The organism is Streptomyces sp. NPDC005775, from assembly GCF_042871565.1.
Classification (GTDB): Bacteria; Actinomycetota; Actinomycetes; order Streptomycetales; family Streptomycetaceae; genus Streptomyces.
The window spans coordinates 315,681-341,454 of the sequence record NZ_JBIAIU010000009.1; the positions used below are offsets into that span (position 1 = coordinate 315,681).

The 25,774-nt window shown below is 72.1% G+C and carries 25 protein-coding genes; 8 read left to right on the forward strand and 17 right to left on the reverse strand.

Annotation, left to right across the window (positions count from 1 at the left end; genetic code table 11):
* Positions 1 to 124: 124 nt before the first annotated feature.
* From ACFYPA_RS22375 to ACFYPA_RS22385, 3 genes are all read right to left on the reverse strand, one after another.
* A complete protein-coding gene (locus ACFYPA_RS22375) occupies positions 125 to 508 on the reverse strand; it encodes a DUF3037 domain-containing protein (RefSeq protein WP_350993657.1) in 384 nt (127 codons plus the stop codon).
* Positions 505 to 1,356: a HipA family kinase gene (locus ACFYPA_RS22380; protein ID WP_359083623.1), complete on the reverse strand. Its 852-nt coding sequence runs from the start codon at positions 1,354 to 1,356 to the stop codon at positions 505 to 507. Before ACFYPA_RS22380 ends, ACFYPA_RS22375 begins: the two co-directional genes overlap by 4 nt.
* A 234-nt stretch (positions 1,357 to 1,590) precedes the next feature.
* The gene (locus ACFYPA_RS22385) at positions 1,591 to 2,232 is read right to left on the reverse strand and encodes a LysE family translocator (RefSeq protein WP_389133748.1); all 642 of its coding nucleotides are present in this window, start codon (positions 2,230 to 2,232) and stop codon (positions 1,591 to 1,593) included.
* A gap of 134 nt (positions 2,233 to 2,366) precedes the next feature.
* Between ACFYPA_RS22385 and ACFYPA_RS22390 the strand changes: the two genes are divergently transcribed.
* Entirely contained in the window at positions 2,367 to 2,900 is a 534-nt protein-coding gene (locus ACFYPA_RS22390; protein WP_389133751.1) for a CGNR zinc finger domain-containing protein, read from the forward strand.
* Positions 2,901 to 3,002: 102 nt separating this feature from the next.
* On the opposite strand, the gene ACFYPA_RS22395 is transcribed toward ACFYPA_RS22390, so the two are convergent.
* The 10 genes from ACFYPA_RS22395 to ACFYPA_RS22440 form a co-directional block, all read right to left on the reverse strand.
* The gene (locus ACFYPA_RS22395) at positions 3,003 to 3,491 is read right to left on the reverse strand and encodes a DinB family protein (RefSeq protein WP_359083626.1); all 489 of its coding nucleotides are present in this window, start codon (positions 3,489 to 3,491) and stop codon (positions 3,003 to 3,005) included.
* Between the two features lie 230 nt (positions 3,492 to 3,721).
* Positions 3,722 to 4,777, reverse strand: a complete 1,056-nt coding sequence (locus ACFYPA_RS22400) for a Gfo/Idh/MocA family oxidoreductase (RefSeq protein WP_359083627.1) — start codon at positions 4,775 to 4,777, stop codon at positions 3,722 to 3,724.
* Position 4,778: 1 nt separating this feature from the next.
* Positions 4,779 to 5,825, reverse strand: coding sequence for a Gfo/Idh/MocA family oxidoreductase (locus tag ACFYPA_RS22405; RefSeq protein ID WP_359083628.1), 1,047 nt, complete (start codon positions 5,823 to 5,825; stop codon positions 4,779 to 4,781).
* Between the two features lie 81 nt (positions 5,826 to 5,906).
* Positions 5,907 to 7,307 (reverse strand): amidase, encoded by a 1,401-nt coding sequence (locus ACFYPA_RS22410; RefSeq protein ID WP_389133754.1) that lies wholly within the window; start codon positions 7,305 to 7,307, stop codon positions 5,907 to 5,909.
* Positions 7,304 to 8,530 carry an NADH:flavin oxidoreductase gene (locus ACFYPA_RS22415; protein WP_359083630.1) on the reverse strand — a complete coding sequence of 409 codons (1,227 nt, stop codon included), beginning with the start codon at positions 8,528 to 8,530 and terminating at the stop codon, positions 7,304 to 7,306. The genes ACFYPA_RS22410 and ACFYPA_RS22415 overlap by 4 nt, the downstream gene beginning before the upstream one ends.
* A 16-nt stretch (positions 8,531 to 8,546) precedes the next feature.
* On the reverse strand, positions 8,547 to 9,542 hold the full coding sequence (locus ACFYPA_RS22420) for an oligopeptide/dipeptide ABC transporter ATP-binding protein (RefSeq protein ID WP_389133757.1): 996 nt from the start codon (positions 9,540 to 9,542) through the stop codon (positions 8,547 to 8,549).
* Positions 9,539 to 10,597: an ABC transporter ATP-binding protein gene (locus tag ACFYPA_RS22425; protein ID WP_359315624.1), complete on the reverse strand. Its 1,059-nt coding sequence runs from the start codon at positions 10,595 to 10,597 to the stop codon at positions 9,539 to 9,541. The genes ACFYPA_RS22420 and ACFYPA_RS22425 overlap by 4 nt, the downstream gene beginning before the upstream one ends.
* Complete coding sequence (locus ACFYPA_RS22430; RefSeq protein WP_359083633.1) at positions 10,594 to 11,628, reverse strand: ABC transporter permease; 1,035 nt, start codon at positions 11,626 to 11,628, stop codon at positions 10,594 to 10,596. The genes ACFYPA_RS22425 and ACFYPA_RS22430 overlap by 4 nt, the downstream gene beginning before the upstream one ends.
* Positions 11,621 to 12,589, reverse strand: coding sequence for an ABC transporter permease (locus ACFYPA_RS22435; RefSeq protein WP_359083634.1), 969 nt, complete (start codon positions 12,587 to 12,589; stop codon positions 11,621 to 11,623). Before ACFYPA_RS22435 ends, ACFYPA_RS22430 begins: the two co-directional genes overlap by 8 nt.
* A 145-nt stretch (positions 12,590 to 12,734) precedes the next feature.
* The gene (locus ACFYPA_RS22440; RefSeq protein WP_389133761.1) at positions 12,735 to 14,354 is read right to left on the reverse strand and encodes an ABC transporter substrate-binding protein; all 1,620 of its coding nucleotides are present in this window, start codon (positions 14,352 to 14,354) and stop codon (positions 12,735 to 12,737) included.
* A 334-nt stretch (positions 14,355 to 14,688) separates the two neighbouring features.
* Between ACFYPA_RS22440 and ACFYPA_RS22445 the strand changes: the two genes are divergently transcribed.
* Positions 14,689 to 16,344, forward strand: coding sequence for a class I adenylate-forming enzyme family protein (locus ACFYPA_RS22445; protein ID WP_389133764.1), 1,656 nt, complete (start codon positions 14,689 to 14,691; stop codon positions 16,342 to 16,344).
* Positions 16,345 to 16,421: 77 nt separating this feature from the next.
* On the opposite strand, the gene ACFYPA_RS22450 is transcribed toward ACFYPA_RS22445, so the two are convergent.
* Together ACFYPA_RS22450 and ACFYPA_RS22455 are read right to left on the reverse strand one after the other, a co-directional pair.
* On the reverse strand, positions 16,422 to 17,198 hold the full coding sequence (locus ACFYPA_RS22450; protein WP_359083638.1) for an SDR family oxidoreductase: 777 nt from the start codon (positions 17,196 to 17,198) through the stop codon (positions 16,422 to 16,424).
* 118 nt (positions 17,199 to 17,316) lie between these two features.
* A complete protein-coding gene (locus tag ACFYPA_RS22455) occupies positions 17,317 to 17,925 on the reverse strand; it encodes a TetR family transcriptional regulator (RefSeq protein WP_359083639.1) in 609 nt (202 codons plus the stop codon).
* A gap of 217 nt (positions 17,926 to 18,142) precedes the next feature.
* Here ACFYPA_RS22455 and ACFYPA_RS22460 point away from each other — a divergent pair, with 217 nt between their 5' ends.
* Both ACFYPA_RS22460 and ACFYPA_RS22465 read left to right on the forward strand, forming a co-directional pair.
* Positions 18,143 to 19,018 (forward strand): TIGR03619 family F420-dependent LLM class oxidoreductase, encoded by an 876-nt coding sequence (locus ACFYPA_RS22460; RefSeq protein WP_389133767.1) that lies wholly within the window; start codon positions 18,143 to 18,145, stop codon positions 19,016 to 19,018.
* Positions 19,015 to 19,506 carry a nuclear transport factor 2 family protein gene (locus tag ACFYPA_RS22465; protein ID WP_359083641.1) on the forward strand — a complete coding sequence of 164 codons (492 nt, stop codon included), beginning with the start codon at positions 19,015 to 19,017 and terminating at the stop codon, positions 19,504 to 19,506. Before ACFYPA_RS22460 ends, ACFYPA_RS22465 begins: the two co-directional genes overlap by 4 nt.
* Before the next feature lie 58 nt (positions 19,507 to 19,564).
* Here ACFYPA_RS22465 and ACFYPA_RS22470 read toward each other — a convergent pair whose 3' ends face one another.
* A complete protein-coding gene (locus tag ACFYPA_RS22470) occupies positions 19,565 to 20,485 on the reverse strand; it encodes an SDR family oxidoreductase (RefSeq protein ID WP_389133770.1) in 921 nt (306 codons plus the stop codon).
* A gap of 148 nt (positions 20,486 to 20,633) precedes the next feature.
* On the opposite strand from ACFYPA_RS22470, the gene ACFYPA_RS22475 reads away from it, so the two are divergent.
* From ACFYPA_RS22475 to ACFYPA_RS22490, 4 genes are read left to right on the forward strand one after another with little or no spacing between them, the layout of a single operon-like run.
* Positions 20,634 to 21,389 (forward strand): enoyl-CoA hydratase family protein, encoded by a 756-nt coding sequence (locus ACFYPA_RS22475; protein ID WP_389133772.1) that lies wholly within the window; start codon positions 20,634 to 20,636, stop codon positions 21,387 to 21,389.
* Between the two features lie 14 nt (positions 21,390 to 21,403).
* Complete coding sequence (locus ACFYPA_RS22480; RefSeq protein WP_359315809.1) at positions 21,404 to 22,252, forward strand: CoA-transferase; 849 nt, start codon at positions 21,404 to 21,406, stop codon at positions 22,250 to 22,252.
* Complete coding sequence (locus tag ACFYPA_RS22485; RefSeq protein WP_359083645.1) at positions 22,249 to 23,028, forward strand: CoA-transferase; 780 nt, start codon at positions 22,249 to 22,251, stop codon at positions 23,026 to 23,028. Before ACFYPA_RS22480 ends, ACFYPA_RS22485 begins: the two co-directional genes overlap by 4 nt.
* On the forward strand, positions 23,025 to 24,092 hold the full coding sequence (locus tag ACFYPA_RS22490) for an NAD(P)H-dependent flavin oxidoreductase (RefSeq protein ID WP_389133775.1): 1,068 nt from the start codon (positions 23,025 to 23,027) through the stop codon (positions 24,090 to 24,092). The genes ACFYPA_RS22485 and ACFYPA_RS22490 overlap by 4 nt, the downstream gene beginning before the upstream one ends.
* Before the next feature lie 99 nt (positions 24,093 to 24,191).
* On the opposite strand, the gene ACFYPA_RS22495 is transcribed toward ACFYPA_RS22490, so the two are convergent.
* A complete protein-coding gene (locus ACFYPA_RS22495; protein ID WP_359315605.1) occupies positions 24,192 to 25,628 on the reverse strand; it encodes a helix-turn-helix domain-containing protein in 1,437 nt (478 codons plus the stop codon).
* Positions 25,629 to 25,774: the final 146 nt, after the last annotated feature.

A 25,774-nucleotide genomic window follows, 5' to 3' on the forward strand; every position in this document is an offset into this window, starting at 1 on the left:
CTTCAGCAGACGAGACGCTAGAAGCCCTGGCACCCGGTGTCAACGGCCCACGGAGGCAGCGGCGCATGTCACACCCGACGGCGCCGCCCGCGCGCGACGCGGGGCGGCGCCGGGGAAGCCGCGATCAGCGCACCAGCAGGTCGAGCAGCCGTTCGACCTCGGCGGCGGGGTCGGTGGTGAGCCCGCTGTGCACCGGGCTCGGCTGGATGACGGTGGAGCGCGGCGCGATCAGCCAGCGGAAGCGCCGCCCCGCGTCGTCCCCGGCGGCCTGGCCCGCGTCCGCACCGCCGCGGCAGACACCCTCGACGGCATACAGCGCCGCCCGCACTCCGGTCACGTCGGCGCCGGGGTCCAGGGCCCGGAGCTTGCCCTCGTCGAGCTCGGTGCGTGCGGCGACGAACCCCTTGGCGCGGCAGTAGACCACCACCCCGGCGTTGAAGAACTCGCCGCGCTGGACCCGTGGCACCACGCGCAGGAGGGCGTACTCGAAGACATCGCGCTTGCTCACGGCCGGCCGCCCTTGTCGGTGTTCTCGTCGTCATGCCGCGGGGCGAGGCGTTCGATGAGCCAGCCCGGGGCCTGGGAGGGCTTGGAGGCGGTCGGCGCGTCCAGGACGATCCGCTCGTGGATGGTGGCGGCGCGCGGCAGCAGCGCCTCCACATAGGCGCGGCGCAGCTGGTCCGTCGTCTCGAAACCCGGCTCGTCGACCAGCCACTCGTCGGGGACGTCGGCCGCGACCTCGGTGAGCAGTTCCTCGGTGACCAGCGGGGCGAGCTCGGCCGCGGCCGCGGCGATGTCGGGTCCGAAGGGTGCCAGCGCGTGGTCGGACGCGTTGTACGGCTTGGCGACGGACGCCTGGGCGCCGGGCCAGTTGTGGTGCCAGATCATGGTGGCGCCGTGGTCGATGAGCCACAGGTCGCCGTGCCAGATCAGCATGTTGGGGTTGCGCCAGGACCGGTCGACGTTGTTGATCAGCGCGTCGAACCAGACGACGCGTCCGGCCTCGCGCGGGTCCACCTCGTAGGCGAGCGAGTCGAATCCGAGCGAGCCGGGCAGGAAGTCCATCCCGAGGTTGAGCCCGCCGCTGGCCTTGAGCAGCTCCTGCACCTCCTGGTCGGGCTCGGCGAGACCGATCACCGGGTCGAGCTGGATCTGTACGAGTTCGGGCACGCGCAGCCCGAGCCGCCGCCCGAGCTGCCCGCAGATCACCTCCGCGACGAGCGTCTTGCGCCCCTGTCCGGCTCCGGTGAACTTCATGACGTACGTGCCCAGGTCGTCGGCCTCGACGATCCCTGGGAGCGACCCACCCTCACGCAAAGGCGTGACATAGCGGGTCGCTACGACCTCTTGCAGCATTTTCCCAGGCCACCCATCTCTACAGCCTTGCAATTCACGGACGGCTCCTCCGGGGTGGAGGGGCGGGAATCAGCGGTCGACGAGGCTGGGGAGAGTCTGGGGAGTTCGACTGGCGCGCCGCCCTCCCCCGCTCCCCGAGCAATCCGTCGATGGCGCCCCGCCCCTTGCTGCCGGCATCCGACATGAAGCGAGCATAGTAACCGAGGGTGATCGCGGGCGAGGAGCGCGAAGAGCTCAGGGCACCATGGCGGTCCTCAGCGCGTCCGTCAGCAGAAACGCCGCGAGAACGACGAAGGTGACGCCGGCGGCCAGGTTGACAAGTGCGGCCGTGCGGCGGCCTTGCGCGAGTCCCCGGCCAAGCCGGCCGGCGCACAGGCCGATCACGCTGTCCCAGACGAGGCCCATCATCAGGAAGATCAGACCGAGGATGAGCAACTGCAGCCACAGGTGCCCGCGTTCGGGGGCGGTGAACCGCGGCAGGAACGCGGCGAAGAAGAGCGCGGTCTTCGGGTTGAGCAGATTGGTGAGGGCGGCACGACGCAGGACCTGACGCTCGGGAGGCGTCTCGGGAGCTTTTCCTGTGGTGTTCCTGGCCGATCGGATCGTGGTGACCGCCAACCATCCGAGGTAGAGGCCGCCGGCCAGTTCCACGAGGGCCAGCACGGCCGGTGCCGAGCGCAGCAGGACGGCGAGGCCGAGCGCCGCGGCCGTCACATGGACGACCATTCCCAGAGCCATTCCCGTGGCGGAGACCAGACCCGCTCGCGGACCGCGTTCGAGGGCGACGGCCACGATGTACGCGGCGTCAGGCCCTGGAGCAACGGTGATGATGGCGACTGCTGCCAGGTAGGCCGGCAGGAGAGTGAGATCCAGCATGGCGGCCTTCCGAGTACGGAGGACGTAACGCGTATGTACGCTTCATTACGTTACCGCCTCAGGAGGGGTCGGTGCAACGCAAAGGAGACCCTTAGCGCGTTACGATCGAATGCATGGGAGTGATGCTTACGGAAATGTCCCTCGATACGCTGACGGAACTCGTCAACGGCTGGGGCACGCCGCCGCGCCAGGAGGACGGCAGAGGGGATACCCCTCACCGTCCCGTCGCGGACATCGCGGCGCGCCTCCGTCTGCCCCCGTACGTGAGCGCCGCGCTCACACCGCAGGCGCTTGCCCAGGCTGCCGACCACCTCCACGGGGTCTTCCGCGCCGAATCCGGGGCAGCGTGCGCCCAGAGTCTGACGCAACTGTTGACCAGTAGTGGCGTGCGCCCCGCCCTGGAGACGGGAGCCGATGGCGCGCCGCGCGCCGTCTGGAGCGTCGACGACGCCGATCACGCCTTGGTCGCGGCGGCCGCGACCACTCTGCGCCGGTTCCTCGCCGATCGCGGGTTCACGCGTATCGGCGTCTGCACCGGCGGCCACTGTGCCGACGTCTACGTCGACCAGTCCCCCGCGGGCCGACGCCGCTTCTGCTCGGTGACCTGTCAGAACCGCACACGTGTAGCGGCATTTCGCAGTCGCAGGGCGGCTGGTGCCGACAGTTGAGGGCGCTCCCGTAGTCCCTGGCGGGCGCACGACGACAGCTACGGCACCTGGGGCGTGTCACGGAAGTGGAGGCCGGTACCGGGCGGGGCCACGGGCCGGTGCTCAGCGAGGCCCAAGTCCTGTTCGGCCGTCAAGGAGTTCGCGAGCGATGTCCAAATGACCAGCGTGCCGCGCGGTTTCTTCGATCACATGCATGACAATCCCGCGCAGGTCAGCGAGTTCGTCCCCCAGGGGTTCGGGGTGACGACCCCGCGGGGTCGCCGACAACGGCGTGCGGGCGATCACGGCATCGGAACGGCGACACTGATCCTCGTAGAAGGAGAAGACCACCTCCGGCTCTCGCGATGTCGTCAGCGGGGCATGGTCATCGGACCATGCCAACGGTTCGGCCGCCCCGAGGACGACCTCCTGGAACCAGTGCCTCTCAGCGTGCCCCAGATGTTCTATGAGTCCGAGGGGCGTCCAACCGGAGGGCAGGACCGGTGTGGTCAGTGCCTGCGTGTCGAGCCCGTCGACAATGGCCAGCACGCTGGCTCGCTGTGCCGCGAGGAACGCCGACAGAGCTTTTTTCTCCTTGCCGTCTGAGTTCATGCGCGCATGGTGCCAGTAGCCACTGACAAGCGCGGCGGCAATCTGCCCACCACGTGACGGCCCGCGGGTCACAGCCACTCGTTGACGGCCTCGACACCCTTTCGGCTCCCACCGGTGCTGCCGCCGGGGGTGAGCCTGCCGCACGGCGACGGCGCGCCCCCGACGGACAACCCGTGAAAGCACGGATTTGGGGAGGATTCGAAGGCTTGGGGAGCCCTGGGGAGGATCAGCTACATCAAGCAGCGGACGGCGGGAGCGATCGGGGTCCCGCCCTCGCGGCCGGAGGACAGTGCGGCCTCGACGACCGCGACGGCCGCGTGGATGTCCTGCGCCGTCACCAACGGGGTGCGCCCGTAGCGGATGTCGTCGCAGAACTCGGTGAACAGCAGGCGCAGCGCCGTGGTCGACGCGGGTCCGGCGACCGGGTGGGCGGTGCCGCGGCCGCCCACCGCGCGCACGGTGATCGACGGGGCGTCCTCGTCGGCGAGCACGTGGCCGTGCGAGCCGAGCACGCGCAGGCTGGAGGAGACCGCCGCCGGGCCGACGCCGGCGGGTGTGCGGGCGACGGTGGCCGTCGCCACGACTCCGTTGCTCAGGCGGAGCGAGAGGACCGCGGCGTCCTCGACGCCGTACCCGCCGTGCGGGCCGTCGAAGAGCGGCGCGTGCGGTGCCGCGCTGCTGAAGGCGACGACCTCTTCCACCTCCAGGCCGGTCAGATAGCGGATCGCCAGGGCCGGGTACCAGCCGAAGTTCATCAGTTCGCCGCCGCCGGACAGGGCGGGGTCGCAGACCAGTTCGGGGCGCTCGACGGTGGCCCCGTCGAGGCCGCCGGCCGCGAGCCACTCGGCGTCGACGGCCAGGGGAAGGCCGATCGCACCGGAGTCGATCGTGCGCCGGGCCCGGGCGATCTGTGGGGAGTGGAGGCGGTGCACGGCGGTGAGCAGCCCGCGCGAGCGGTCGGCCGCGTCCCAGAGGCGCTGGGCCTCGCGGGTGCCGGTCGCGGCCGGTTTGTCGACGATGACGTGGCGGCCCGCGTCGAGTGCCGTCACGGCGAGGTCGACGTGGCGCGTGGGCTCGCTGCACACGAGGGCGATGTCGCAGGCCGCGAGCCCTTCATCGAGGTCGAGCAGCGGGATGCCGGTCGTACGGGCGAGGGCGGCGCTGTCCTCGTGGAAGGGGCTGTCGGCGGCGTCGGCGCAGCCGATGACCTCGATGCCGGGCAGGGAGCGGAGCAGGGGCACGTAGTCGCGGGCGTGCCGGACCCCGGATGCGATGAGGATTCTCATGTCAGCAGACCTCCTTGACGTCGACGGGGCGGGCTTGGTCGGCGCTGAGCTGGGCGGCCAGGGCTGCGGCGAGGGCGGCGCGGACCTGGTGCGGCGCGGTGAGCGGGGCCGCGGTGCCGTCCAGCACATCGCGCAGGTGCCTGGTCTGCTCGGTCATCGCGCCCTCGATGGAGGCGGGGGCGAGGGGCGACGCGGAATGCGTCCGGGGCTCGTCCTCACTGCTGTGGTGCAGGGTGCCGGTGGTGCCGGCCAGCATGAGGCGGCGCACGAACGTGCCGCGTGCGGCGAGGGCGTAGCAGAGTTCGATGGTGGCGAGGGCTCCGCCGGCGAAGCGGACGAGGATCTGGAAGCTGTCGGGGGTCGGCATCCCGGGTGCCCAGGTGCGGCAGGGGCGGGCGAAGACGCGGACCGGTTCGTCGTCCATGAGCCAGGTCAGCAGATCGAGGGCGTGCACGCCGTTGTGGGCCACGTGGCCGCCGGAGCGGGACGCGTCCAGTTGCCAGCCGCGCCAGCCGCCCGGCCAGACGTGCCCGGTGTACCAGGTGAGGTGGGCGAGCCGGGGCGTGCCGATCGCCCCCGAGGAGACGGCCCGGGCCATCTCCAGGTGGACGGGCTGGAACCGGGCGGTCTGGGCCACGAGCAGGGGCCGGCCGGCGGTCTTCGCCGCGGCGAGGATCCGGTCGGTGTCGGGGACGCTCAGCGCGGCGGGCTTCTCCAGCAGGACCGCCCGGCCGGCCCGGAGTGCGGCCACGGTGAGGTCGGCGTGCGACTCGGGAGAGGTGCACACGGCGGTGACGTCGATGGCGTCGGACCAGGCGGTCGCCGGGTCGGTGGACCAGGTGGCCCCCTCGGCGAGGGCGGCCAGCGCGGCGGCCCGTTCGGGGTGGCGGTCGACGACGTGCGCCAGTCGCAGTCCCGGGACTCCCGCGAGTGCGGTGACGTGGTCGCGGGCGATGGCTCCCGCGCCGATGACGGCCACGCGGTGGTCGTCGCCCCGCTTTCCGGGGTCGCGTGCCTTCTTCGCTCCGGGCACTGGGACGTGGCTCATCCGCGACTCCTCACTCAAGGGCTCCTAGACATCAGACATCTTATGTCCGATGTCCAGGAGGGGACACCCCGGGCCCTCACCTCACCCGGCGGGCGGTGCGCCCCAGGGGGCCTCGCGTTCCAGCTGGGCCGCGAGCGCGAGCAGGGTTCCCTCGCCGCCGAGGGGGGCGGCGAACTGGACACCCAGGGGCAGCCCCTCCGCGTCGTGGCCGAAGGGGACCGACATCGCCGGCATTCCGGTCACGTTGTACACACTGGTGAAGGCGGAGTGGACGGACGCGTGCCGGTAGATCGACTCGGGGACCGTCGTGTCGAGGGTGCCGAGCAGCGGGGTGGGCTGGGCGAGGGTCGGACTGAGCAGGACGTCGAACCGGTCGAACGCCGCGCCGACCTCCCAGCCGATCTCCTGCGCGCGGCGCAGCGCCCGGCTGACGTCCGCGGCCGGCAGGGCGCGGTAGGTGTCGTACAGGACGCGGGTGAACGGTTCTACGTCGTCGTCGGCCAGGGGTCGCTCCAGCGCGGCGAGCCGGGCGTCGATCTGGGCGACGAGGTCGGCGCCCATCAGGACGGCCGAGGTGCCGGCGACGTCGCCGGGCCGGTAGCGGGCGGTGGTCTCGACGACCTCGTGGCCGAGGCGTTCGCACAGGAGTGCCGCCTCGCGGACCGCCCCCGCACAGTCCGGGTGCACGTCGGGGCCGTCCGGGAGTGCGGTGAGCAGACCGATCCGCAGCCGTCCCGGGACGCGGCGGGCCAGTTCGGCGAAGGACGCCGCCGGAGCCGGAGCGGCGTACGCGTCCCCGGGCATGGGTCCGGCGACGACGTCGAGGAGCAGGGCGCTGTCGCGGACGGTCGTGGTGACGGCGTGGTGACCCGAGACCAGGCCCGACAGGGTGGTGGGGCGGGGCGCGGGCGAGACGCGTCCCCGGCTGGGCTTGAGGCCGAACAGGCCGCAGGCGGCGGCCGGGATGCGGATCGAGCCGCCGCCGTCGCTGGCGTGCGCGACCGGGACCATGCCGGCCGCCACCGCGGCAGCCGAGCCGCCGCTGGAGCCGCCCGGTGAGCGGTCGGTGCTCCAGGGATTGCGGGTGGGGCCGAAGAGGACCGGCTCCGTGGAGGCGTTGAGGCCCAGTTCGGGGGTGTTGGTGGTGCCGAGGACGACGGCTCCGGCGCGCCGGTAGCGGGCCACCAGTTCGCTGTCGCGCCGGGCGGGCGCGTCGGCGAAGAGGCGGCTGCCGCCCGTCGCCGGCAGCCCTTCCACCTCGGTGCCGAGGTCCTTGACCAGCACGGGGACTCCGCGCAGCGGGCCGTCCGGCAGACCGGCCGCCACCTCCGCCAGCGCGGCCTCGAAACAGGTGTGGATCACGGCGTTGAGGCGTGGGTTGTGCTGCTCGATGCGGGCGATCGCCTGCTCGGTGACGGTACGGGCGTCGGTGTCGCCGCTCCTGACCGCCTCGGCCGTGGCGACGGCGTCCCGGCCCCTCATCCCACGTACCCGTCGGGCTTGCCCCAGGTCTCGCGGCGGGTGGTGCCCCGGTCGACGAGCACGCAGCGGGTGCCGGTGAAGTTGGTCGGCATGCACTTGTTGCAGTGGATGCACAGGGACGGGGTGGTGGCGTCCTTGCTGATCCGGTTCACGAGGTCGGGCTCGCGCAGCAGGGACCTGGCCATGGCCACGTACTCGAATCCCTCGCGCATGGCGAGGTCCATGGCCGGCTTGTCGGTGATGCCGCCGAGCAGGATCATCGGCAGCTTCACGGCGGCGCGTATCTGCCGCGCGTCCTCCAGGAGGTAGGCGTCCCGGTACGGGTAGCTGCGCAGGAACCGCTTGCCGACCAGCTTCACCCCGAGCTTGATCGGCTGCGGCATGATCGCGGAGAAGTCGGCGAGCGGGGCGTCGCCCTTGAAGAGGTACATCGGGTTGAGCAGCGAGCTGCCCGCGGTCATCTCCAGGGCGTCGACGGTGCCGTCCTGTTCGAGCCACTGCGCGACGGGGATGGCCTCGTCGAGCCAGAAGCCGCCGGGTACCCCGTCGTCCATGTTCATCTTGGCGATGACGGCGATCCGGCCGCCGACCGCGTCGTGGACGGCCCGCATGATCTCCCGGGCGAACCTGGCCCGGTTCTCCAGGCTGCCGCCGTACGCGTCGGTGCGGTGGTTGACCTTGGGGCTGAGGAAGGAACTGGCCAGGTAGTTGTGGCCGAGGTGCACCTCGACGGCGTCGAAGCCCGCCTCGATGGCACGGCGGGCGGCCTCGGCGTGCGCCTCGGTGATGCGCCGGAGGTCGTCGAGGGACGCCTCCTGGGCCCAGCTGATGGTGGTGGCGTGGAAGTGCTTGGACGGGGAGAGGGCCGGGGCGCCGTTGCCCTTGGGGTTGGCGACGGGTCCGCCGTGGCCGATCTGTGCCGAGACCGCGGCGCCCTCGGCGTGCACGGCGTCGGTGAGGACGCGCAGGCCGGGCATCGACTCGTCGGTCCAGTGGATCTGGTGCCGGTCGGTCCGCCCCTCCTTCGCGACGGCGAGGTACGCGACCGTCGTCATGCCGACGCCGCCCCGCGCGTAGGCGACGTGGAAGTCGACGAGGTCCTGGGTCACCAGCGACTTGTGGCTGAGCCCTTCGTAGGTGGCCGCCTTGATGATGCGGTTGCGGAGCTTGAGCGGGCCCAGCTGGGCGGGGGCCAGTACATCGGGCGTCTCGGTGGTGGTCACGCGTGGTTCCTCTCGGTTATACGTGATGGCAGGCGACCCGGTGGCCGGGCCGGATGTCCCTGAGCGGTGGCTCCGCCTCGGAGCACAGGCCGGTGGCCAGCGGGCAGCGGGTGCGGAAGCGGCAGCCCGACGGCGGATCCAGGGGCGAGGGGAGTTCGCCGGCCGCGCCGTCGGGCGCGGCCGTGTCCTCGACGGCGCCGGGGCCGCGCTGGGCCTCGGGGAGCGAGGCGAGCAGCAGCCGCGTGTAGGGGTGGACGGCCTCGTCCTGCATCCCGTCGCTGGGCAGCACCTCGCAGACCTTGCCGAGGTACATCACCATCACGCGGTCGCTGATGTTCTTCACCACGGACACGTCGTGCGCGATGAAGACCATGCTCAGCCCGCGCCGCCGCGTCGCCGTCTCCAGGAGGTTGAGGATCTGCGCCTGTACGGACACGTCGAGGCTGGAGACGGGTTCGTCGCAGATCAGCACCTCGGGGTCCAGGAGCAGGGCGCGGGCGATGCAGACGCGCTGGCACTGGCCGCCCGAGAGTTCGTGCGGTCTGCGGTCGCGTACGGTCGCCGGGTCGAGGCCGACGTCGCGCAGGGCCGCGTCGATCCGGGCGTCCTTGTCGCGGGCGTCGTCGCCGCTCCCCCAGATCGACAGGCCCTCCCACACCAGGTCCTTGACCTTGCGGCGCGGGTTCAGGGCGGAGACCGGGTCCTGCATGATGATCTGCATCCGGGCGCGGGCCCGCCGCAGTTCGCCGGGGGCGAGACCGGTGAGGGTCACCTCGCCCAGGCGTACGGTCCCCGAGTCCGGGGGCGGCAGCTGGATCAGGGACCGGCCGACGGTGGACTTCCCGCAGCCGGACTCGCCGAGGATGCCCAGGGTCTCTCCGGCCGCGACGTCCAGGCCGACTCCGGAGACGGCGTGCACCTTGCGGCCCCGGCCTGCCGGGAACTCCACGACGAGGTTCTCCGCGCTCAGCGCGGGCGCCCGCGCTGAGCGCGGGGTGCTGGTGGTGGTCATACGGCGGCCTCCTCGACGGCGCCGAGCGGGTGGTGGCAGGCGACAAGGCCGCCCGCGTCGCGGTCACCCGCGTAGCCGGTGAGCGGGGGCGGCTCGGTGGTGCAGTGGTCGGTGGCCGTCGTGCAGCGCGGGGCGAACCGGCAGCCGGGGGGCGGGTGGAGCAGGTTGGGCGGACGGCCCTCGATGGTGGGCAGCAGGGTGTGCGGGGGCAGGTCGATGCGGGGTACGGAAGCGATCAGGGCGCTGCTGTACGGGTGCCGGGGACGTGCGAACACGGCCTCGGTGGTCGCGTACTCGACGAGGCGGCCCGCGTACATGACCGCGACCCGGTCCGTGCGTCCGGCGACGGTGGCGAGGTCGTGGCTGATGAGGATGGTGGCCATCCGCAGGTCCCGCGCCAGGGACTGGATGAGGTCCAGGATCTGCTTCTGCACGGTGACGTCGAGCGCGGTGGTCGGCTCGTCGGCGATGAGCAGGCGCGGGCCGCACGCCAGGGCCATGGCGATGACGACGCGCTGGCGCATGCCGCCGGAGAGCTCGTGCGGGTACTGGGCGGCCCGCCGCGCGGGTTCGGGGATGCCGACCTGCCGGAGAAGGTCGACGGCGCGTTCCCGGGCGTCGGCGCGGCTCAGGCCCAGGTGCGCGCGAACGCTCTCCGACAGGTGCGTACCGACCTTCTTCACCGGGTTCAGGGAGGTCATCGGGTCCTGGAAGACCATGGCGGCCTCGGTGCCCCACAGGGATCTGCGGCCCGACGGGCTGAGAGCGTGGACGTCCTTGCCGCCGAGCAGGACGGTGCCGGACACGGTGGTGCCGGGGCCGTCGGTGATCAGGCCCATGAGGGTGCGGCCCAGCACCGACTTGCCCGAGCCGGACTCGCCGACGATGCCGAGGGTCTCGCCCTCGGACAGTGACAGGCTGACGCCGTCGACGGCCCGCACGGGCCCGCGCGGTGTGTGGAAGGCGGTGTGCACGCCCGTGGCGGACAGCACCTCGGAGGCGTCGGCTCCGGCGGCGGCTGCCGTGTCGTCGGTGGGCAGCGGGGTGGTGGTCACAGTTTCACGCTCCGGGAGTCCCATCGCCCGCGAGCCTTCTCGCCGACGATGTTGAAGGCGAAGACGGTGAGGAAGAGGAACGCGCCGGGTACGAGCACGATGTGCGGGTGGTCCTCGAAGACCCGCCCCTCCCCCTCCGCGATCATGTTTCCCCAGGTGGGCTCGGGCGGCTGGATACCGAGTCCGAGGAAGCTGAGCGAGGCCTCGGCGACGATGAGGACCGAGATCATCACCACCGCCAGGGACAGCAGCGGGAGCAGGACGTTGGGCAGCAGTTCGCGCAGCAGGATGCGGGAGCGGGTGGCGCCCATGGCCCGGGCCGCGACGACGAACTCCCGGTTGGCGTAGGCCATGGTGGTGGCGCGGGCGAGCCGCACCATGCCGGGGATCGTGAGGAGCGCCAGGGAGAGGGCGACGTTGCGCAGACGCGGCTCCAGCACGGTGGCGAGTGCGATGAGCAGGATCAGCGGGGGCACGGCGAGCAGCGAGTTGGTGGCGATGCCCACCGCCCGGTCCACGCCCTTTCGGAAGTAGCCGGCCACCATGCCGATCGCACCGCCGACGACGGTGCCGACGGCGACCGCGGACAGCGAGATGATCAGCGAGGACCGGGCGCCGTACAGGGAGCGGGCGAGCAGGTCGAGGCCGAAGGCGTTGGTGCCCAGCGGGTTGGCTCCGGTGAACGTCGGTGGGGCGAAGACCGGTTCGAGGACGGTGCTCGCGACGTCGCGGTCCTCGCCGATCGGCAGCCACGGGGCGAGCAGGATCGCGAGGCCGAGCAGGATGAGCCAGCCCGCGCCGAACCAGAACACCAGGTCGAAGCCGGGTCCGGCCCAGCGCTTGCCGAGCCGGGAGGCGCCGGCGAACGTCAGGCCGAGACCGAGGAGGGCGAGGGCCGCCTTGGCGGGCGTCACGAGTTGGGGCGAGGTCGCGCCGAAGCCGAGCAGGACGAGGCCGACGACGGTGAGCGCCAGGGCGGTGAGCAGGGGCGGCGGGATGGCGGTCCGCGTGCGCGGAACGATGTCAGACATGGACACGTCGCGTCCTCGGGTCGAGGTAGCCGTAGGAGAGGTCGATGGCGGCGTTGATCACCACGTAGATCAAGGCGATGGTGAGCACGGCGCCCTGGACCATCGGGTAGTCGCCCTGGCCCGCGGCGTTGACGACGACGGTTCCCATGCCGGGCAGTCCGAAGAGGTACTCGACGACGACGGTGCTGCCGATGAGCCGGCCGAGACTGAGGCCGAGCAGGGTGACCAGGGAGAAGGAGGAGGGGCGCAGGGCGTCGGTGAACAGGATGCGCAGCGGGTGCATGCCCTTGGCGCGGGCGGCGAGGATGTAGTCCTCCCGCAGCGTCACGATGAGATCGCCGCGAAGTACCCGGGTGAACATGGCGAGTTCGGCCAGTGCCACGGTCAGCGCCGGCAGGAACGCATGGTGCAGGTTGCCCCACAGGTCGCCGTCGCCGAACCGGATCCATTCGGAACGCGGGAACCAGCCGGCTGAGTTGACCAGGAGCAGGATCAGCAGCAGCCCGGCCAGGAAGCTCGGCACGGACAGCACCCCGAAGGTGCCGGCGCCGATGATCCGGTCGGCGGCCGAGTTCTCCCGGTAAGCCGACCACATGGCCAGCGGCACCGCGAGCAGCAGGGCGATGAGCAGTCCGAGGGCGGCGATCTCGAAGCTGACGGGGAGCGCGGACAGGACGCGGTCGGTGACGTCGCTCTGCGGCGGTACGACGGACTGGCCGAGGTCCCCGGTGAGGACGCCGCCCAGCCAGTCGAGGTAGCGGCTGACCAGCGACTGGTCGAGGCCGAGTTCGGTGCGGAGCTCGGCGTACTCGGCGGGCGACCGGCCGCCCCCGAGGATGTCGACGGCGGGGTCGCCGGGGAGCAGGACCACCAGGGAGAACACCCCGATGCTCGCGATAAGGAGTACGCCCACCAGTTCCAGGATCTTGATGGCCGGTCGGCGCAGCGCAGCGAAACTCATGGGTTCCTCCAGATCTGCCCGGTGGCGGCACTCGGGTCTACGGGATGCGCGTCGCGGTGCGGTGAAGCTACGGACGGGCGGGCCGGCCGGCGCGGAACGGTGTCCCGGTCGGCGGGAGCCCGGGGGGCGGCCGGCCCACGAAATGTCACTTGCTGATCCACGCCTCACCGAAGAGGGTCATGTACTCGTCGGTGGGCACGACGCCGTGCACCTTCTCGCCCCAGGCGGTGAAGGCGGCGCTCGCGCCCAGGTTCACCAGCGGGACGTCCTCGTTGAAGAGGGTCTGGACCTCGTCGAGGATCTTCTGGGCCGCGGCGTCGCTCTCCGCCGCCTGGAGCCTGACCAGCAGGGCGTCCATCCTGGGGTTGGCGTACCCGCCGGGGTTGCCGTAGCTCGTGGAGTTCAGGACGCTCTGGAGGCGGTGGTACGGGTCGCTCTCGGAGATGCTCGCCGCGCCTCGGCTGATGTCGAAGTCGTGCTCCACGTAGGTCTTCGACGTCCGGTCGGCGATCGAGGAGACCAGGTCGAGCTTCACGGTGAATCCGACGCGTTCCAGCATGGCCTTGGTGACGACGCCCTTGGCCCTGGCGACGGGGTCGGTGCCGTCCATGTAGGTGACAGCGCCGTCGTAGCCGTCCTTCTTGGCCTCGGCGAGCAGCTTCTTCGCCTGGTCGAGGTCGACGCCCAGGGGCTTCACGTCGGAGTGCAGGCGTGACTCCGGGGGGAAGATCTCCTTGCCGGGCAGGCCCTTGCCTTTGTAGGCGCGTTCGGTGTCGAGCTCGGGGTCGAGGGCCAGGGCCATCGCCTTGCGGACGCGCAGGTCGGCGCCGGGCCGGCCCTCGCGGGTGTTGATGACGACCATGTTGCCGAGACCGGTGAGGGTCAGTTCCCCGGGGTGGCCCGCCTTCACGGCCTCGTCGACGACGTCGGGGCTGCGCATGTACGTCACGTCGGCGGTGCCGTCCTCCAACGACTCCAGCTTGGTGCGGTCTGACTGCGGCCAGGTGAAGCGGAGTGCGTCGAGGTGGGGCTTGCCCTTGAAGTAGTTCTTGTTGGCCTTGAGGACCATCTCCTCCTGGGGTGCGTACCTGTCCAGGACGAAGGGGCCGGCCCCGATGGGCTCGAACGTCTTCCCGGCGTACGCGGCGGGGGCCACGATCATGCCGGGAGCCTGGGCGAGCATCGCGGGGAACGTCGCCCAGGGGGTGCGGAGGGTGAAGACGACGGTGTTCTCGTCGGTGGCCTCGGTCTTCGCCACGTTCGGGGCGAGCAGCGCGGTGTCGGCGCCCTTGTTCTTCTGGTACCAGGCGATCGAGGCGGTCACGGCGTCGGCGTCGAGCGGGGTTCCGTCGGAGAACTTCACGCCGTCGCGCAGCTTCAGCGTCCAGGTCTTCAGGTCCGCGCTGCCGCGCAGCGACTTGGCGAGCTGGGGTTCGTACTTCTTCGCCGCGGTGTCGTACCGCATCAGTACGTCGTACACGGCGGCGAGCGCGGAGCCGCCGGAGGCTCCGGTGGCGTAGGTGACGGCGGGGCTGAGGCTGCGGGCCTCGGCGTAGTCGGCGATGCGCAGGGTGCCGCCCTCGACGGGCTCGCCCCCGTCGGGCCGGGCGCCGACGAGACCGAAGGTGTAGCGGCCGCGTTCGGTCTTCTGCGTCTTCCCGCTGTCGGATTCGCCGGCGTCGGACGCCACGCACGCGGAGGTGAGCATCGCCGCGACGGCCAGGGTGGCGGCGAGACGGGCTCTCGGCCGTGGTGCTCGCTTCATTTCTTCCTCCATGAGCCCGGGCCGGTCGGACCGGTGCCGGAAGGTGGGAAAAACGGGTGCCTGAAGGCAGGTGGCACCCGGGCGCGGAGGCCCGGGGCCGGAGCAGGTGGGGGGACGCTACGGCCGCCGAAATCCGGCCGACGTGGCCTATCCCACTCACCGGGAGCCCTGTGCCGCCCCGTCCGCACGCCGGTCGTCGCCGTTGTCGCCGGGTCGGCGCCGTGCGACGGTGTCCCAGTGACCGGAATCAGCCATGGAGCCGGGGCCCGGCACTGCCGACACTGAGCCTCGACCGCGATCCCCATGGAGTTCGAGACGCACCAGGAGTCACCTGATGTCCAGCGATACGGATCACCGCTCGGCCGCTCCCGCCGGACCGGCCGAGATCATCGGTCGGCTCATCGGCCCGGGCGGCCGTTTCGAGCTGTCGGAAGCCGACGTGCTGGGGGCCCGGCTGCCGGTGTTCACCCACCGGCAGCGAGCACTGCACGAGGTGCTGCACACGTCCGTCGCCCATGCCGACCGTGAGTACATCGTCACCGCGGACCGGCGGATCACCTTCGCCGAGCACGCCGCCCAGGTCGCCTCGCTGGCACAGGTGCTGCGGGAGGAGTACGGCATCGCCGAGGGCGACCGGGTGGCCATCGCCGCCGCCAACTCCCCCGAGTGGATCCAGACGTTCTGGGCCACCGTGTCGATCGGCGCGGTGGTCGTCGGTTTCAACGCCTGGTGGTCGGCGCGGGAGATGGCGTACGGCATCGAGAACGCGGAACCGGCGCTGGTGGTGGCCGACGCGAAACGGCTGGCGATGCCGGCCGACTGCGCGGTACCGGTGCTGTCCATGGAGAACGACATCCGCCGCCTCGTCACGGCGCACCCCGAGGCGCCTCTGCCGTCCGCCGATGTCGCCGAGGACGACCCGGCCGTGATCCTCTACACGTCGGGGACCTCGGGTCGCTCCAAGGGCGTCGTGCACACGCACCGCAACCTGCTGGCGGTCGTCGAGTACCACCGTATGAACGACGCGCTGCTCCACGAGTTCGGCGACCCGCTGCCCCCGCAGGACCGCGTCTACCTGCTGACCCTGCCGCTGTTCCACATCGCGAGCCTGCACAACCTGGCCGTACCGCGGCTGGCCACCGGCAGCAAGATCGCCCTGCACCAGGGGGCGTTCGACGTGGACGCCGTGCTGGGCATGGTCGAGCGCGAACGGATCACCAACTGGGGCGCGGTGCCGACGATGGCTCACCGGATGCTCGAACACGGCGGGGCGCACCGCTACGACACCTCGTCGCTCACGGCGTTCGCCCTGGCCTCCGCCCCTTCGTCGACCGCGTTCAAGGAGCGGCTGCGCCAGAACCTGCCGTTCGCGAAGGACTCGCTGGTGGACAGCTACGGGCTGACCGAGACCTGCACGGCCGTGGCCGCGGCGAGCCCGCAGGAGCTGGCGGCGGCGCCCGGCACGCTCGGCCGGCCGGTCGCCGGCGTACGGCTGGAGATTCGCGACCCCTTCGGCGAGGTGCTCGGCGAGGGCGAGGAGGGCGACGTCTGGGTCCGCAGCCAGTTCAACATGCTGGGGTACTGGCGCAACCCCGAGGCCACCGCCGGTGCCATCGACGCGGACCGCTGGCTGCGCACCGGGGATCTCGGGCAGTTGCGCGAGGGCCGGCTGTATCTCAGCAGCCGCCGTTCGGACCTGATCATTCGCGGCGGCGAGAACGTCTACCCGGCCGAGATCGAGACGGTGCTCGTCGAGCACCCGGACGTCCGTGAGTGCCTGGTGATGGGAGTGCCGCATCCCGACCTCGGCCAGGAGGTCGCCGCGGTCGTGGTGCTCGCGGCGGGCTCGACGGCGACGGAGGAGACGCTGCGGGAGCACGTGGCGGCCGAACTGGCGTACTTCAAGGTGCCCAAGCAGTGGCGGCTGACCACCGAGGCGCTGCCCCGCAACGCGACCGGCAAGGTACTGCGGCCCCAGGTGCACATCTGACGCCCCCTCCCGCGCACGCGAAGGTGCCCCGGCCGTGTGACACGGCCGGGGCACCTTCGCGACAGCCGCGCGGCGGCTCAGAAGTCGGCGGGCCCCCGCAGGGTGACCTCGGCGCCTCCGTCGACGTACACCACCTGCCCGGTGATGTGGCTGTTGTCCTCGGAGGCCAGGAAGAGCACGGCCCGTGCGACGTCCTCGGGGCGCAGATAGCCGTTGAGCGGCATGGGGACCGCCGCGTCCATGACCTTCCTCATCTGCGGGTCGTCGAAGAGTCCCGCGCTCATCGGGGTGAGGACGATGCCGGGGGCGACGACGTTCACGGGGATGCCGGCGTCCGCCCAGCCCTCGGCGACCGCGGTGCGCCGCGCCCACTGGGCGAGGGCCGCCTTGGACGAGGGATAGAGCTGCCGCGCGCGGCCGTCGGCCACGGCCAGCTCCGCGTGGTGCAGGGCCGTGGTCTCGTCGCCGGCCAGACAGGCAGCGACGACCTCCGGGTCATGCGTCCGGGTGCCGGAGATCGAGCCGATGGCCACGACGCGGGGCTGCTCGGCAGCGGCCAGGGCGGGTCGCATCGCCGTCAGGAACTCGGTGGTGCCGAAGTAGTTGACGGTGATCATCGCGGTGCCCGGTACGGAGGTTCCGGCGCAGGTGACGATCGCGTCCACCACCCCGCCTGCCGCGTCGGCGGCCGCCGACGCGGCTGCGGCGCGTCCGTCGGGCGTGGACAGGTCGGCCTCGATGTCACCGCCGTGGAGGTCCACGCCGATCACCCGGTCTCCCCGGTCGCGGAACAGAGCGGTGAGGGCGGCACCGATCCCGGAACCGGATCCGGTGACGACGACGTTGCGCGGCATGGGTACTCCTCGGGTGGGCCGGTACTGCTGGCCCCGGCACGGTAGGAGCTTCGGTGCGCGGACAGCGCCTGCCGTCCCGCTGACCGGACGCACCCGCTGACCGGACCGGCGCCGGGCGTCAGGCGCGCCGCTCGGCGAGGACCGGGCCGAGGAGGAGGCGGCAGGCCAGCCGGATGCCGTCCTGCGCCGCCTCCGCCGAGGAGCGCTCGTACAGGACGGTGCTGAGCAGGCCGTACCAGGCCTGCTCCAGGATGCGGACCACGCGCCGGTCCTGGTCGCAGGGGTCGGACACCCCCGCCGTGCGCAGGACGAGGTCCGCGATGATCTCGTCCGTGTGGCGGCCGGTGCCGCCGTCGGCGCGGTGGGAGACGTTGTTGGACTGGATCATCGCCAGGGCCAGCAGCGGCTGTTCGAAGAGCTGCCGGCTCGCCCGGGTGAGCAGTTCGCTCACCGCCTCGACCGGACCGGTACCGGGCGGCGGTGGCGGGGTGCCGTCGTCGAGGCGCCGCACCTGGTCGTGCAGCACGGCGGCGAACAGATGGGTCTTGGACGGGAAGTAGCGGTACAGGGTGGCGATCGCGACGCCGGACCGCCGGGCCACGTCGTGCATCTGCACGCCTTCGAGACCGTGTACGGCTCCGAGGTGCGCCGCGGACCGCAGGATTCCGGCGTAGCGCCGGTGCTGGTTGGGCGAGCTGGGGTGCGCGGGGGTTCTCTCGCAGTTCATTCGGGGCACGGTGCTGACGTCCTTCCGCCGGCCGCCGATGTTCCCGTGTGCCGCCCGGGGCCGGTGGGCGTCGTTCCGTTGAGTGGGACCGGGCCGGGGCCCGCGCTCCGGAGGCGCTTCCCGCCCACCGGGACGGGGCCCGCACGCCTCGGGGCGCCGGACTTGGATGAACTCCAGCGTTCCGTCCCGTCACGTTCTGCTCCAGAGAGGTGCCCCTATGCGGCTCGGCATCAACAGTCCCGTCGTCACGGCCGTCCCCGGTGTCCATTCCCCGTGGGAGCGCACGGCCGGCATCGAGGAGCTGGGGGCGGTCGCCGAAGCCGCGGACCGGCTCGGCTTCGACCACATGACGTGTTCGGAGCACGTGGCGGTGCCCGCGGACATCGCGGAACAGCGCGGCGGCACGTACTGGGATCCGCTGTCCACCTTCGGGTACCTGGCGGCCTGGACTGCCCGGCTCCGCTTCGCCACCCAGGTCCTGGTGCTGGGCTACCACCATCCGCTGGAGATAGCCAAGCGCTACGGCACGCTGGACCGCGTCTCCGGTGGCCGGCTCGTCCTGGGGCTCGGTGTGGGCAGTCTGGAGGAGGAGTTCCGGCTGCTCGGCGCCGCCTTCGAGGGCCGGGGCGCGATCGCCGACGACGCCCTCGCGGCCCTGCGGGCCTCCCTGTCCCGCCGCGAACCCGCCTACCACGGCGCTCACTTCCACTACGAGGGGCTGGTGGTGGAACCGCACGCGGCGCAGGACCGGGTGCCGCTGTGGATCGGTGGCCGCACCCCGCGGTCGCTGCGCCGGGCGGTGGCGTACGGGGACGGATGGGTGCCGTTCGGGCTGCCGCTGGAGCGGCTGCGCGAGATGCTCGGCGCGGTCTCGCTCCCGGACGGCTTCGAGGTGGTCCTGAGCGCGGGCCGCCCGCTCGATCCCTCGGGTGACCCGGACCGTACCTCCGAGGCGTTGCGGAAGGTGTCCGAGGCCGGAGCCACTCTGGTCAGCGCTTCGCTGACGGCCGGGTCCGCGAGTCATTACGTCGAACAGCTGGAGGCCCTCGCCGTCATCGCGGGCCTCACCACGATCGAGGAGGCACGGGCATGAGCGAGGACCGGCTCGCCGCGATGGAGGCCCGGCTCAGGGCGTTGGAGGACGAGCGCGACATCGCGCGCGCGATGGCCTCGTACGGGCCACTGGTGGACGGAGGCGACGCGGACGGGGTCGCCTCGCTCTGGGCGCCGGACGGGGTGTACGACATCGACGAGATCTTCCTCGCGGGCAGGGAGCGGATCCGTGAGATGGTCCGCTCCCCCGCGCACCAGGGCTGGATACGGCAGGGCTGCGCCCACATCGTGGGTCCGCCGCACATCACGGTGGACGGCGACGAGGCCGTGGCGGTGTGCCATTCCCTGATGGTGGTGAACGAGTCGGGCCGGTACGTGGTGCGCCGGGCGACGGCCAACCACTGGCGGCTGCGCCGCATGCCGTCGGGTTGGGAGGTCGTGACCCGGACGAATCGCATCCTGGACGGCCGCACGGAGTCCCCCGCCCTGCTGGTCGCCGGGGTACGGGGCGAGCCGGCCGCCTCCTGAACACCCCTGCCCCCCGCGGGGTGGTGGCGCCCCGGCCACCGCCCCGCGCGGCGGTGCGTCAGGAGGCGCCGTACACCGGCTGCGGGGTCTGTGCCGCGGCCAGCAGACGGGTCACCGCCTCCCCGGCCCCGGCCGGGGTCCAGCGGACCCCCTTGTCGGCGGTGGGGCCGGGCCGCCAGCCCTCCATCACGGTGATCCGTCCGGCCTCGGTCTCGAAGACCCGGCCGCTCACCCCGGCGGACGCGGCGGAGCCCAGCCAGACCACGAGCGGCGAGACGTTCTCCGGGGCCATCGCGTCGAAGGCGCCCTCCCCGGGGGCCGCCATCGTCTCGGCGAAGGTGGCCTCGGTCATCCGGGTCCGGGCGGCCGGGGCGATCGCGTTGACCTGGACCCCGTAACGGCCCATCTCGGCGGCGGCCACCAGGGTCAGGCCGACGATGCCGGCCTTGGCTGCCGCGTAGTTGCCCTGGCCGACGCTGCCCAACAGGCCCGCCCCGGAACTGGTGTTGACGACCCGGGCCTCGGGCGTCCGGCCGGCCTTCGCCTCGGCGCGCCAGTGCGCCGCCGCGTGCTTGAGCGGCAGGAAGTGCCCCTTGAGGTGGACGCGCATCACCGCGTCCCAGTCGTCCTCGTCCAGGTTGACCAGCATCCGGTCACGGAGGAATCCGGCGTTGTTGACGAGCGTGTCGAGCCGGCCGAAGGAGTCGAGCGCGGCGGCGACGAGGGAGGCCGCGCCCTCCGACGTGGCGATGTCGCCGTTGTGGGCGACCGCCTCTCCCCCGGCCACCCGGATCTCCTTCACGACCTGCTGGGCGGGGCCGGTGCCCGAGCCGGAGCCGTCGAGGCCCACGCCCAGGTCGTTGACGACGACTTTCGCGCCCTCGGCGGCGAGCGCCAGGGCGTGCGCACGGCCGAGTCCACGGCCTGCGCCGGTGACGACGGCGACGCGTCCGGCACACAGGGCGGTCGGTGAGGTCATGACGGGTGTCCTTTCGACGGGCGACGGGCGATCGGCGGGATCGGGGCGCCGGGTACCACTGAGTGGCATGACACCCTCCCGCGGCGTTCGTATCGCTGCTACCTTTTGGGCCTAACAAACGTTTGGTGGAAAGGTAGCTGATCTGCTCATGGGTGTCTCCACCTCCGTCCCACGCGAGGGCGTCGCCGTCGTCACCGTGGACTTCCCTCCGGTCAACGCCCTGCCCGTGCGGGGCTGGTACGACCTGGCCGCCGCGGTACGCGCCGCCGGGGCCGATCCGGACATCCGCTGCGTGGTGCTCACCGCCGAGGGGCGGGGCTTCAACGCGGGCGTGGACATCAAGGAGATGCAGCGCGCCGACGGACCCGAGGCGCTGATCGGCGCCAACCGGGGCTGCTTCGAGGCGTTCGCGGCGGTCTACGAGTGCGAGGTCCCGGTCGTCGCCGCCGTGCACGGCTTCTGCCTCGGCGGCGGCATCGGCCTGGTGGGCAACGCCGACGTGATCGTGGCGTCCGACGACGCGTCCTTCGGCCTGCCGGAACTGGACCGGGGCGCGCTCGGCGCGGCCACACACCTGGCCCGGCTGGTGCCGCAGCACCTGATGCGGACCCTGTACTACACCTCGCGCACCGTGACGGCCGAGGAACTGCACCGGCACGGCTCGGTGTTCAGGGTCGTGCCCCGTGAGCAGCTGACCGGGGCCGCCCTGGAACTGGCCGGGGAGATCGCCGCGAAGGACGGCTATCTGATCCGGCTGGCCAAGGCCGCAATCAACGGCATCGACCCCGTCGACGTACGCCGCAGCTACCGCTTCGAGCAGGGCTTCACCTTCGAGGCCAACCTCAGTGGCGTCGCCGACCGTGTGCGCGACACCTTCGGCACGGACAAGGAGCAGCAGACGTGACACAGGACAAGACGATGACGGCCGACGACGTCGTCGGCCGGCTGGAGAGCGGCATGACGATCGGCATCGGCGGCTGGGGCTCGCGCCGCAAGCCGATGGCTCTGGTGCGGGCTCTGCTGCGGTCCGACATCACCGACCTGACCGTGGTGTCGTACGGCGGCCCCGACGTGGGGCTGCTCGCGGCGGCCGGGAAGATCCGCAAGCTGGTCGCGGCCTTCGGGACGCTCGACTCGATTCCGCTGGAGCCGCACTTCACGGCGGCCCGGCAGCGCGGCGCCTTCGAGATGGTCGAGATGGACGAGGCCATGATGATGTGGGGCCTGACGGCGGGCGCGCAGCGACTGCCGTTCATGCCGGTGCGCGCCGGCATGGGCTCGGACCTGATGGAGGTCAACCCCGCCCTGCGTACGGTCACGTCGCCGTACGAGGACGGGGAGAAGCTGGTCGCGGCTCCCGCGCTGCGCCTGGACGCCGCCCTGGTCCACCTCAACCGTTCCGACGTACAGGGCAACGGGCAGTACCTGGGCCCCGACCCGTACTTCGACGACCTGTTCTGCGAGGCCGCCGACCAGGGGTTCGTCTCCTGCGAGCGGATCGTGGAGACGGCGGACCTGCTCAAGGAGCACGGGCCGCAGACGTTGCTGATCAAGCGGATGTTCGTGGACGGGGTCGTCGAGACGCCCAACGGCGCGCACTTCACCTCCTGCGTGCCCGACCACGACCGGGACGAGGCCTTCCAGCGGGCCTACGTCAAGGCCGCCCGCGACCCCGAGGCCTGGCCCGCCTTCGTCGACCGGTTCCTGTCCGGGGACGAGGCCGCCTACCAGGCCGCCGTCACCGCGTTCCACCAGGAGGAAGCATGAGCGGCACCGAGACCACCGGCATCGAGACGGCGAGCCGCGCCGAGTACTGCGTGGTGGCGTGCGCCGAGGCCTGGAGGGGCGCGGGCGAGATCCTCGCCAGCCCCATGGGCACCGTCCCCGCCATCGGGGCACGCCTGGCGAGGCTCACCTTCTCCCCCGAACTGCTGCTGACCGACGGGGAGGCGCTGCTGATGAGCGACACCCCGGCGGTGGGGGTGCAGCCGGGGAGCATCGAGGGCTGGCTGCCGTTCCGCCAGCACCTGACGCTCACCGCCACGGGCCGCCGGCACGTGATGATGGGCGCCAGCCAGATCGACCGGCACGGCAACCAGAACATCTCCTGCATCGGCGACTGGGCCAGGCCCACCCGCCAGCTGCTCGGGGTGCGCGGCGCTCCCGTCAACACCCTCAACAACCCTACGAGTTACTGGGTGCCCAAGCACTCGGCGCGGGTGTTCGTGGAACACGTCGACATGGTCAGTGGCGTCGGGTACGACCGTGCGGAAGCGGCCGGCCCCTCGGCCACCCGCTACCACCGCATCCCCGAAGTCGTCAGCGATCTGGGCGTCTTCGACTTCGAGACCCCCGACCGCACCATGCGGCTGCGCTCCCTGCACCCCGGCGTGAGCGTCGGACAGGTCACCGAGGCCACCGGTTTCGCCCTCACCGTGCCCGACGAGGTGCCGTTCACCCGGGACCCCACGGAGGACGAACTCCGCCTCATCCGCGAGGTCATCGACCCCAGGAAGCTCCGCGAGCGCGAGGTTCCGGCATGACCGGGCCCGCGCCGTTCCCGACCGCGCTCACCGCGCTGACCGGGGTGCGGTACCCGATCGTCCAGACCGGCATGGGGTGGGTGGCCGGCCCCCGGCTGGTGTCGGCCTCGGCGAACGCGGGGGCGCTCGGCATCCTGGCCTCCGCGACGATGACCGTCGAGCAGCTCCGCGCGGCGGTCCGCGCGGTCAAGTCCCGTACGGACGCGCCGTTCGGCGTCAACCTCCGGGCGGACGCGGGCGACGCGGGCGAGCGGGTCCGGATCATCATCGACGAAGGGGTCCGGGTGGCGTCCTTCGCGCTCGCCCCCTCCAAGGACCTGATCGCCCGGCTCAAGGACGCCGGTGTGGTCGTGATCCCCTCCATCGGCGCCCGGCGGCACGCGGAGAAGGTCGCCGCCTGGGGAGCCGACGCGGTCATGGTGCAGGGCGGCGAGGGCGGCGGCCACACGGGCGACGTGGCCACCACCGTGCTGCTGCCGCAGGTGGTGGACGCCGTCGGCATCCCGGTGATCGCGGCGGGCGGCTTCCACGACGGCCGCGGCCTCGTCGCGGCGCTCGCCTACGGGGCGGCCGGGATCGGCATGGGCACGCGGTTCCTGCTCACCTCCGACAGCACCGTCCCCGAGGCGGTGAAGGCGAAGTACCTGGCCGCCACGGTCAAGGACGTCACGGTGACGGACCAGGTGGACGGCCTGCCGCACCGCATGCTGCGTACCACCATGGTCGACTCGCTGGAGCGTTCGGGACGCGTCACCTCGACCCTGCGGGCACTGCGCCATGCCTCGGCCTTCCGCAAGGAGTCCGGTGCGAGCTGGCCCCAACTGGTCCGCGACGGACTGGCGATGAAGCACGGCAGGGAACTGACCTGGAGCCAGACGCTGCTGGCCGCGAACACCCCGATGCTCCTGAGGGCCTCGATGGTCGAGGGGCGTACGGACATCGGGGTGATGGCCTCGGGGCAGGTGGCGGGCCTGATCGACGATCTGCCGTCCTGCACGGAGCTGGTCGAGCGGATCATGGACGAGGCGCGGGCGGCCCTGAAGTCGCTGCCGGGGGCGGACTGAGGGGCCTGTCGGGATCCGCGGGCCGCTCCCTCACCGCGAGCGGACGCCCACGCACGGGGAGCGGCGGCCGGGCCCCGGGCTTCCGCGACGCCTTCGGCGTCAGGCCCAGGGTGCGAACGGCGGCCGGGCGGGGGCGGGCCCAAGGGTGGTGGTGCCCGGTTCGGCGCGGTGTCCGAGTCCGGTCCGGTAGGCGTTCAGTGCCGCTTCCGTGCGGCCCTCGCTGCGCAGCAGGTCCCCGAGCAGCCGGCAGATGTCGGCGAGGTCTCCGGCGGCTCCCGTCTGTTCGAGCAGGGAGAGCGCGGTGGCGTAGTGCAGTTCGGCCGCCTCGACGTCGCCGGCCTCCTCGGCGATCAGCCCCAGAAGCCGGCGCGCGCCACCGGCGTGCAACGCTCCGCGGCCCGGCTTGAGCCCGGCCAGCAGGCTCTCCAGCAGCTCCGCCGCCTCCGCCGACTTCCCACTCCTGCGAAGGACGTCGGCGAGCTCGACCTCCACCTGTGAGACGTACAGGGCCGCCCGCCTGGACACCAGCATCGAACGCGCGGTGCGCAGTTCCGCCTCCGCCTGCGGCAGGTCGTCGTGCTGGGCGCAGACGTATCCCCGCATCCAGTGACAGTGGGCGAGTTCGGTACGGATCTGGAGCTGCTGATACAGCTCGGTGGCCCGCGCCAGGGACGCCTGCGCGGCGTCGGCCTTGCCTTCGGCGAGCAGCGTACGGGCCACGGTCCGGTGCATCTTGGCGACCAGGGCGGGGTCGGACACCTGCGACACCAGGGCGAGGGCGAGTTCGGCGGCCTGCGCGGCGCGGGCGTGGGCTCCCATGTCCATGTACGGGGCGATCGAGGCCGTGTAGAGCTGGAGCAAGGCGCCCGGGTCGTGCAGTCCGGACGTGTTCAGCTCGTCGATCGCGCTCTCCAGCAGGTAGCACGCGTAACGGAGTTCACCGGCCAGGTAGTGGGCGACCGACCTGCCCCGCACCGCCCGCGCCCGGGCGGGGAGCGGCTCGTCGGCCAGAGCGTGTTCGGCCGCCTCGAAACGGGCCAGGGCCTCCGCCGGTTCGCCCGTCTCGAGCGCGCATTCCCCGAGGCCCACGAGCGCCGCCGCCCGTTCCTGGGTGAGCCCGTGCTCGTCGGCCCGGCCGAGGATCCGTTCATAGGCGGTCCGGGCGTCGGAGGCATCCTCGGCGGCCAGTATCCGCTGGGCGTCGGCCAGTTCCATCCGGAGCACCGTGATGATGTGCGTGGGCCTGCCGGTGGCGAGCTCCTCGTGGCCGACGCCGAGCCGCTCGGCGAGGTGACGGAGGGCGGCTTCGGAGGGCCGCACCTTGCCGGCTTCCAGGGTGGAGACGTAGGCGGCGGTGTAAGCGGGCTCGGCGAGTTGCCGCTGCGTCAGTTCGCGTGCCTTGCGGAGCCGCTTCACCCGGCGGCCGATCGCAGCCGCCGTCTCCTGCTCCAGTGACTGTTCCCGGTACGGCGGGTCGGGAGTCTCGCCGCCGGCCGTGCGCTGCGGTTCGCCGGTCGCCCTGCTGATTCCCGCCATGGCCGCCCCTCGTCCTGCGTCTGCCGGTGGTCACCGGCTGGATCATTCTGCGTTCGGTAGACCGTCGCGGACACCGCGGGGCCGCGCCCCCACTCCCCCGAGGCCTGCGGGACTGTTGCCAACGGGTCGTCTCCAGCCTAGGTTGT

Excerpts from the sequence above, each read along its gene's own strand:
- ACFYPA_RS22400 (WP_359083627.1), bottom strand. The coding sequence starts at position 4,777 with ATGAGAATCCTCATCGCATCCGGGGTCCGGCACGCCCGCGACTACGTG.
- ACFYPA_RS22390 (WP_389133751.1), top strand. The coding sequence starts at position 2,367 with ATGTCCCTCGATACGCTGACGGAACTCGTCAACGGCTGGGGCACGCCG.
- ACFYPA_RS22470 (WP_389133770.1), bottom strand. The coding sequence starts at position 20,485 with ATGACCTCACCGACCGCCCTGTGTGCCGGACGCGTCGCCGTCGTCACC.
- ACFYPA_RS22455 (WP_359083639.1), bottom strand. The coding sequence starts at position 17,925 with ATGAACTGCGAGAGAACCCCCGCGCACCCCAGCTCGCCCAACCAGCAC.
- ACFYPA_RS22495 (WP_359315605.1), bottom strand. The coding sequence starts at position 25,628 with ATGGCGGGAATCAGCAGGGCGACCGGCGAACCGCAGCGCACGGCCGGC.
- ACFYPA_RS22395 (WP_359083626.1), bottom strand. The coding sequence starts at position 3,491 with ATGAACTCAGACGGCAAGGAGAAAAAAGCTCTGTCGGCGTTCCTCGCG.
- ACFYPA_RS22430 (WP_359083633.1), bottom strand. The coding sequence starts at position 11,628 with ATGTCTGACATCGTTCCGCGCACGCGGACCGCCATCCCGCCGCCCCTG.
- ACFYPA_RS22405 (WP_359083628.1), bottom strand. The coding sequence starts at position 5,825 with ATGAGCCACGTCCCAGTGCCCGGAGCGAAGAAGGCACGCGACCCCGGA.
- ACFYPA_RS22450 (WP_359083638.1), bottom strand. The coding sequence starts at position 17,198 with ATGCCGCGCAACGTCGTCGTCACCGGATCCGGTTCCGGGATCGGTGCC.
- ACFYPA_RS22475 (WP_389133772.1), top strand. The coding sequence starts at position 20,634 with ATGGGTGTCTCCACCTCCGTCCCACGCGAGGGCGTCGCCGTCGTCACC.
- ACFYPA_RS22490 (WP_389133775.1), top strand. The coding sequence starts at position 23,025 with ATGACCGGGCCCGCGCCGTTCCCGACCGCGCTCACCGCGCTGACCGGG.
- ACFYPA_RS22380 (WP_359083623.1), bottom strand. The coding sequence starts at position 1,356 with ATGCTGCAAGAGGTCGTAGCGACCCGCTATGTCACGCCTTTGCGTGAG.
- ACFYPA_RS22440 (WP_389133761.1), bottom strand. The coding sequence starts at position 14,354 with ATGAAGCGAGCACCACGGCCGAGAGCCCGTCTCGCCGCCACCCTGGCC.
- ACFYPA_RS22485 (WP_359083645.1), top strand. The coding sequence starts at position 22,249 with ATGAGCGGCACCGAGACCACCGGCATCGAGACGGCGAGCCGCGCCGAG.
- ACFYPA_RS22385 (WP_389133748.1), bottom strand. The coding sequence starts at position 2,232 with ATGCTGGATCTCACTCTCCTGCCGGCCTACCTGGCAGCAGTCGCCATC.
- ACFYPA_RS22420 (WP_389133757.1), bottom strand. The coding sequence starts at position 9,542 with ATGACCACCACCAGCACCCCGCGCTCAGCGCGGGCGCCCGCGCTGAGC.
- ACFYPA_RS22435 (WP_359083634.1), bottom strand. The coding sequence starts at position 12,589 with ATGAGTTTCGCTGCGCTGCGCCGACCGGCCATCAAGATCCTGGAACTG.
- ACFYPA_RS22465 (WP_359083641.1), top strand. The coding sequence starts at position 19,015 with ATGAGCGAGGACCGGCTCGCCGCGATGGAGGCCCGGCTCAGGGCGTTG.
- ACFYPA_RS22410 (WP_389133754.1), bottom strand. The coding sequence starts at position 7,307 with ATGAGGGGCCGGGACGCCGTCGCCACGGCCGAGGCGGTCAGGAGCGGC.
- ACFYPA_RS22460 (WP_389133767.1), top strand. The coding sequence starts at position 18,143 with ATGCGGCTCGGCATCAACAGTCCCGTCGTCACGGCCGTCCCCGGTGTC.
- ACFYPA_RS22445 (WP_389133764.1), top strand. The coding sequence starts at position 14,689 with ATGTCCAGCGATACGGATCACCGCTCGGCCGCTCCCGCCGGACCGGCC.
- ACFYPA_RS22480 (WP_359315809.1), top strand. The coding sequence starts at position 21,404 with ATGACGGCCGACGACGTCGTCGGCCGGCTGGAGAGCGGCATGACGATC.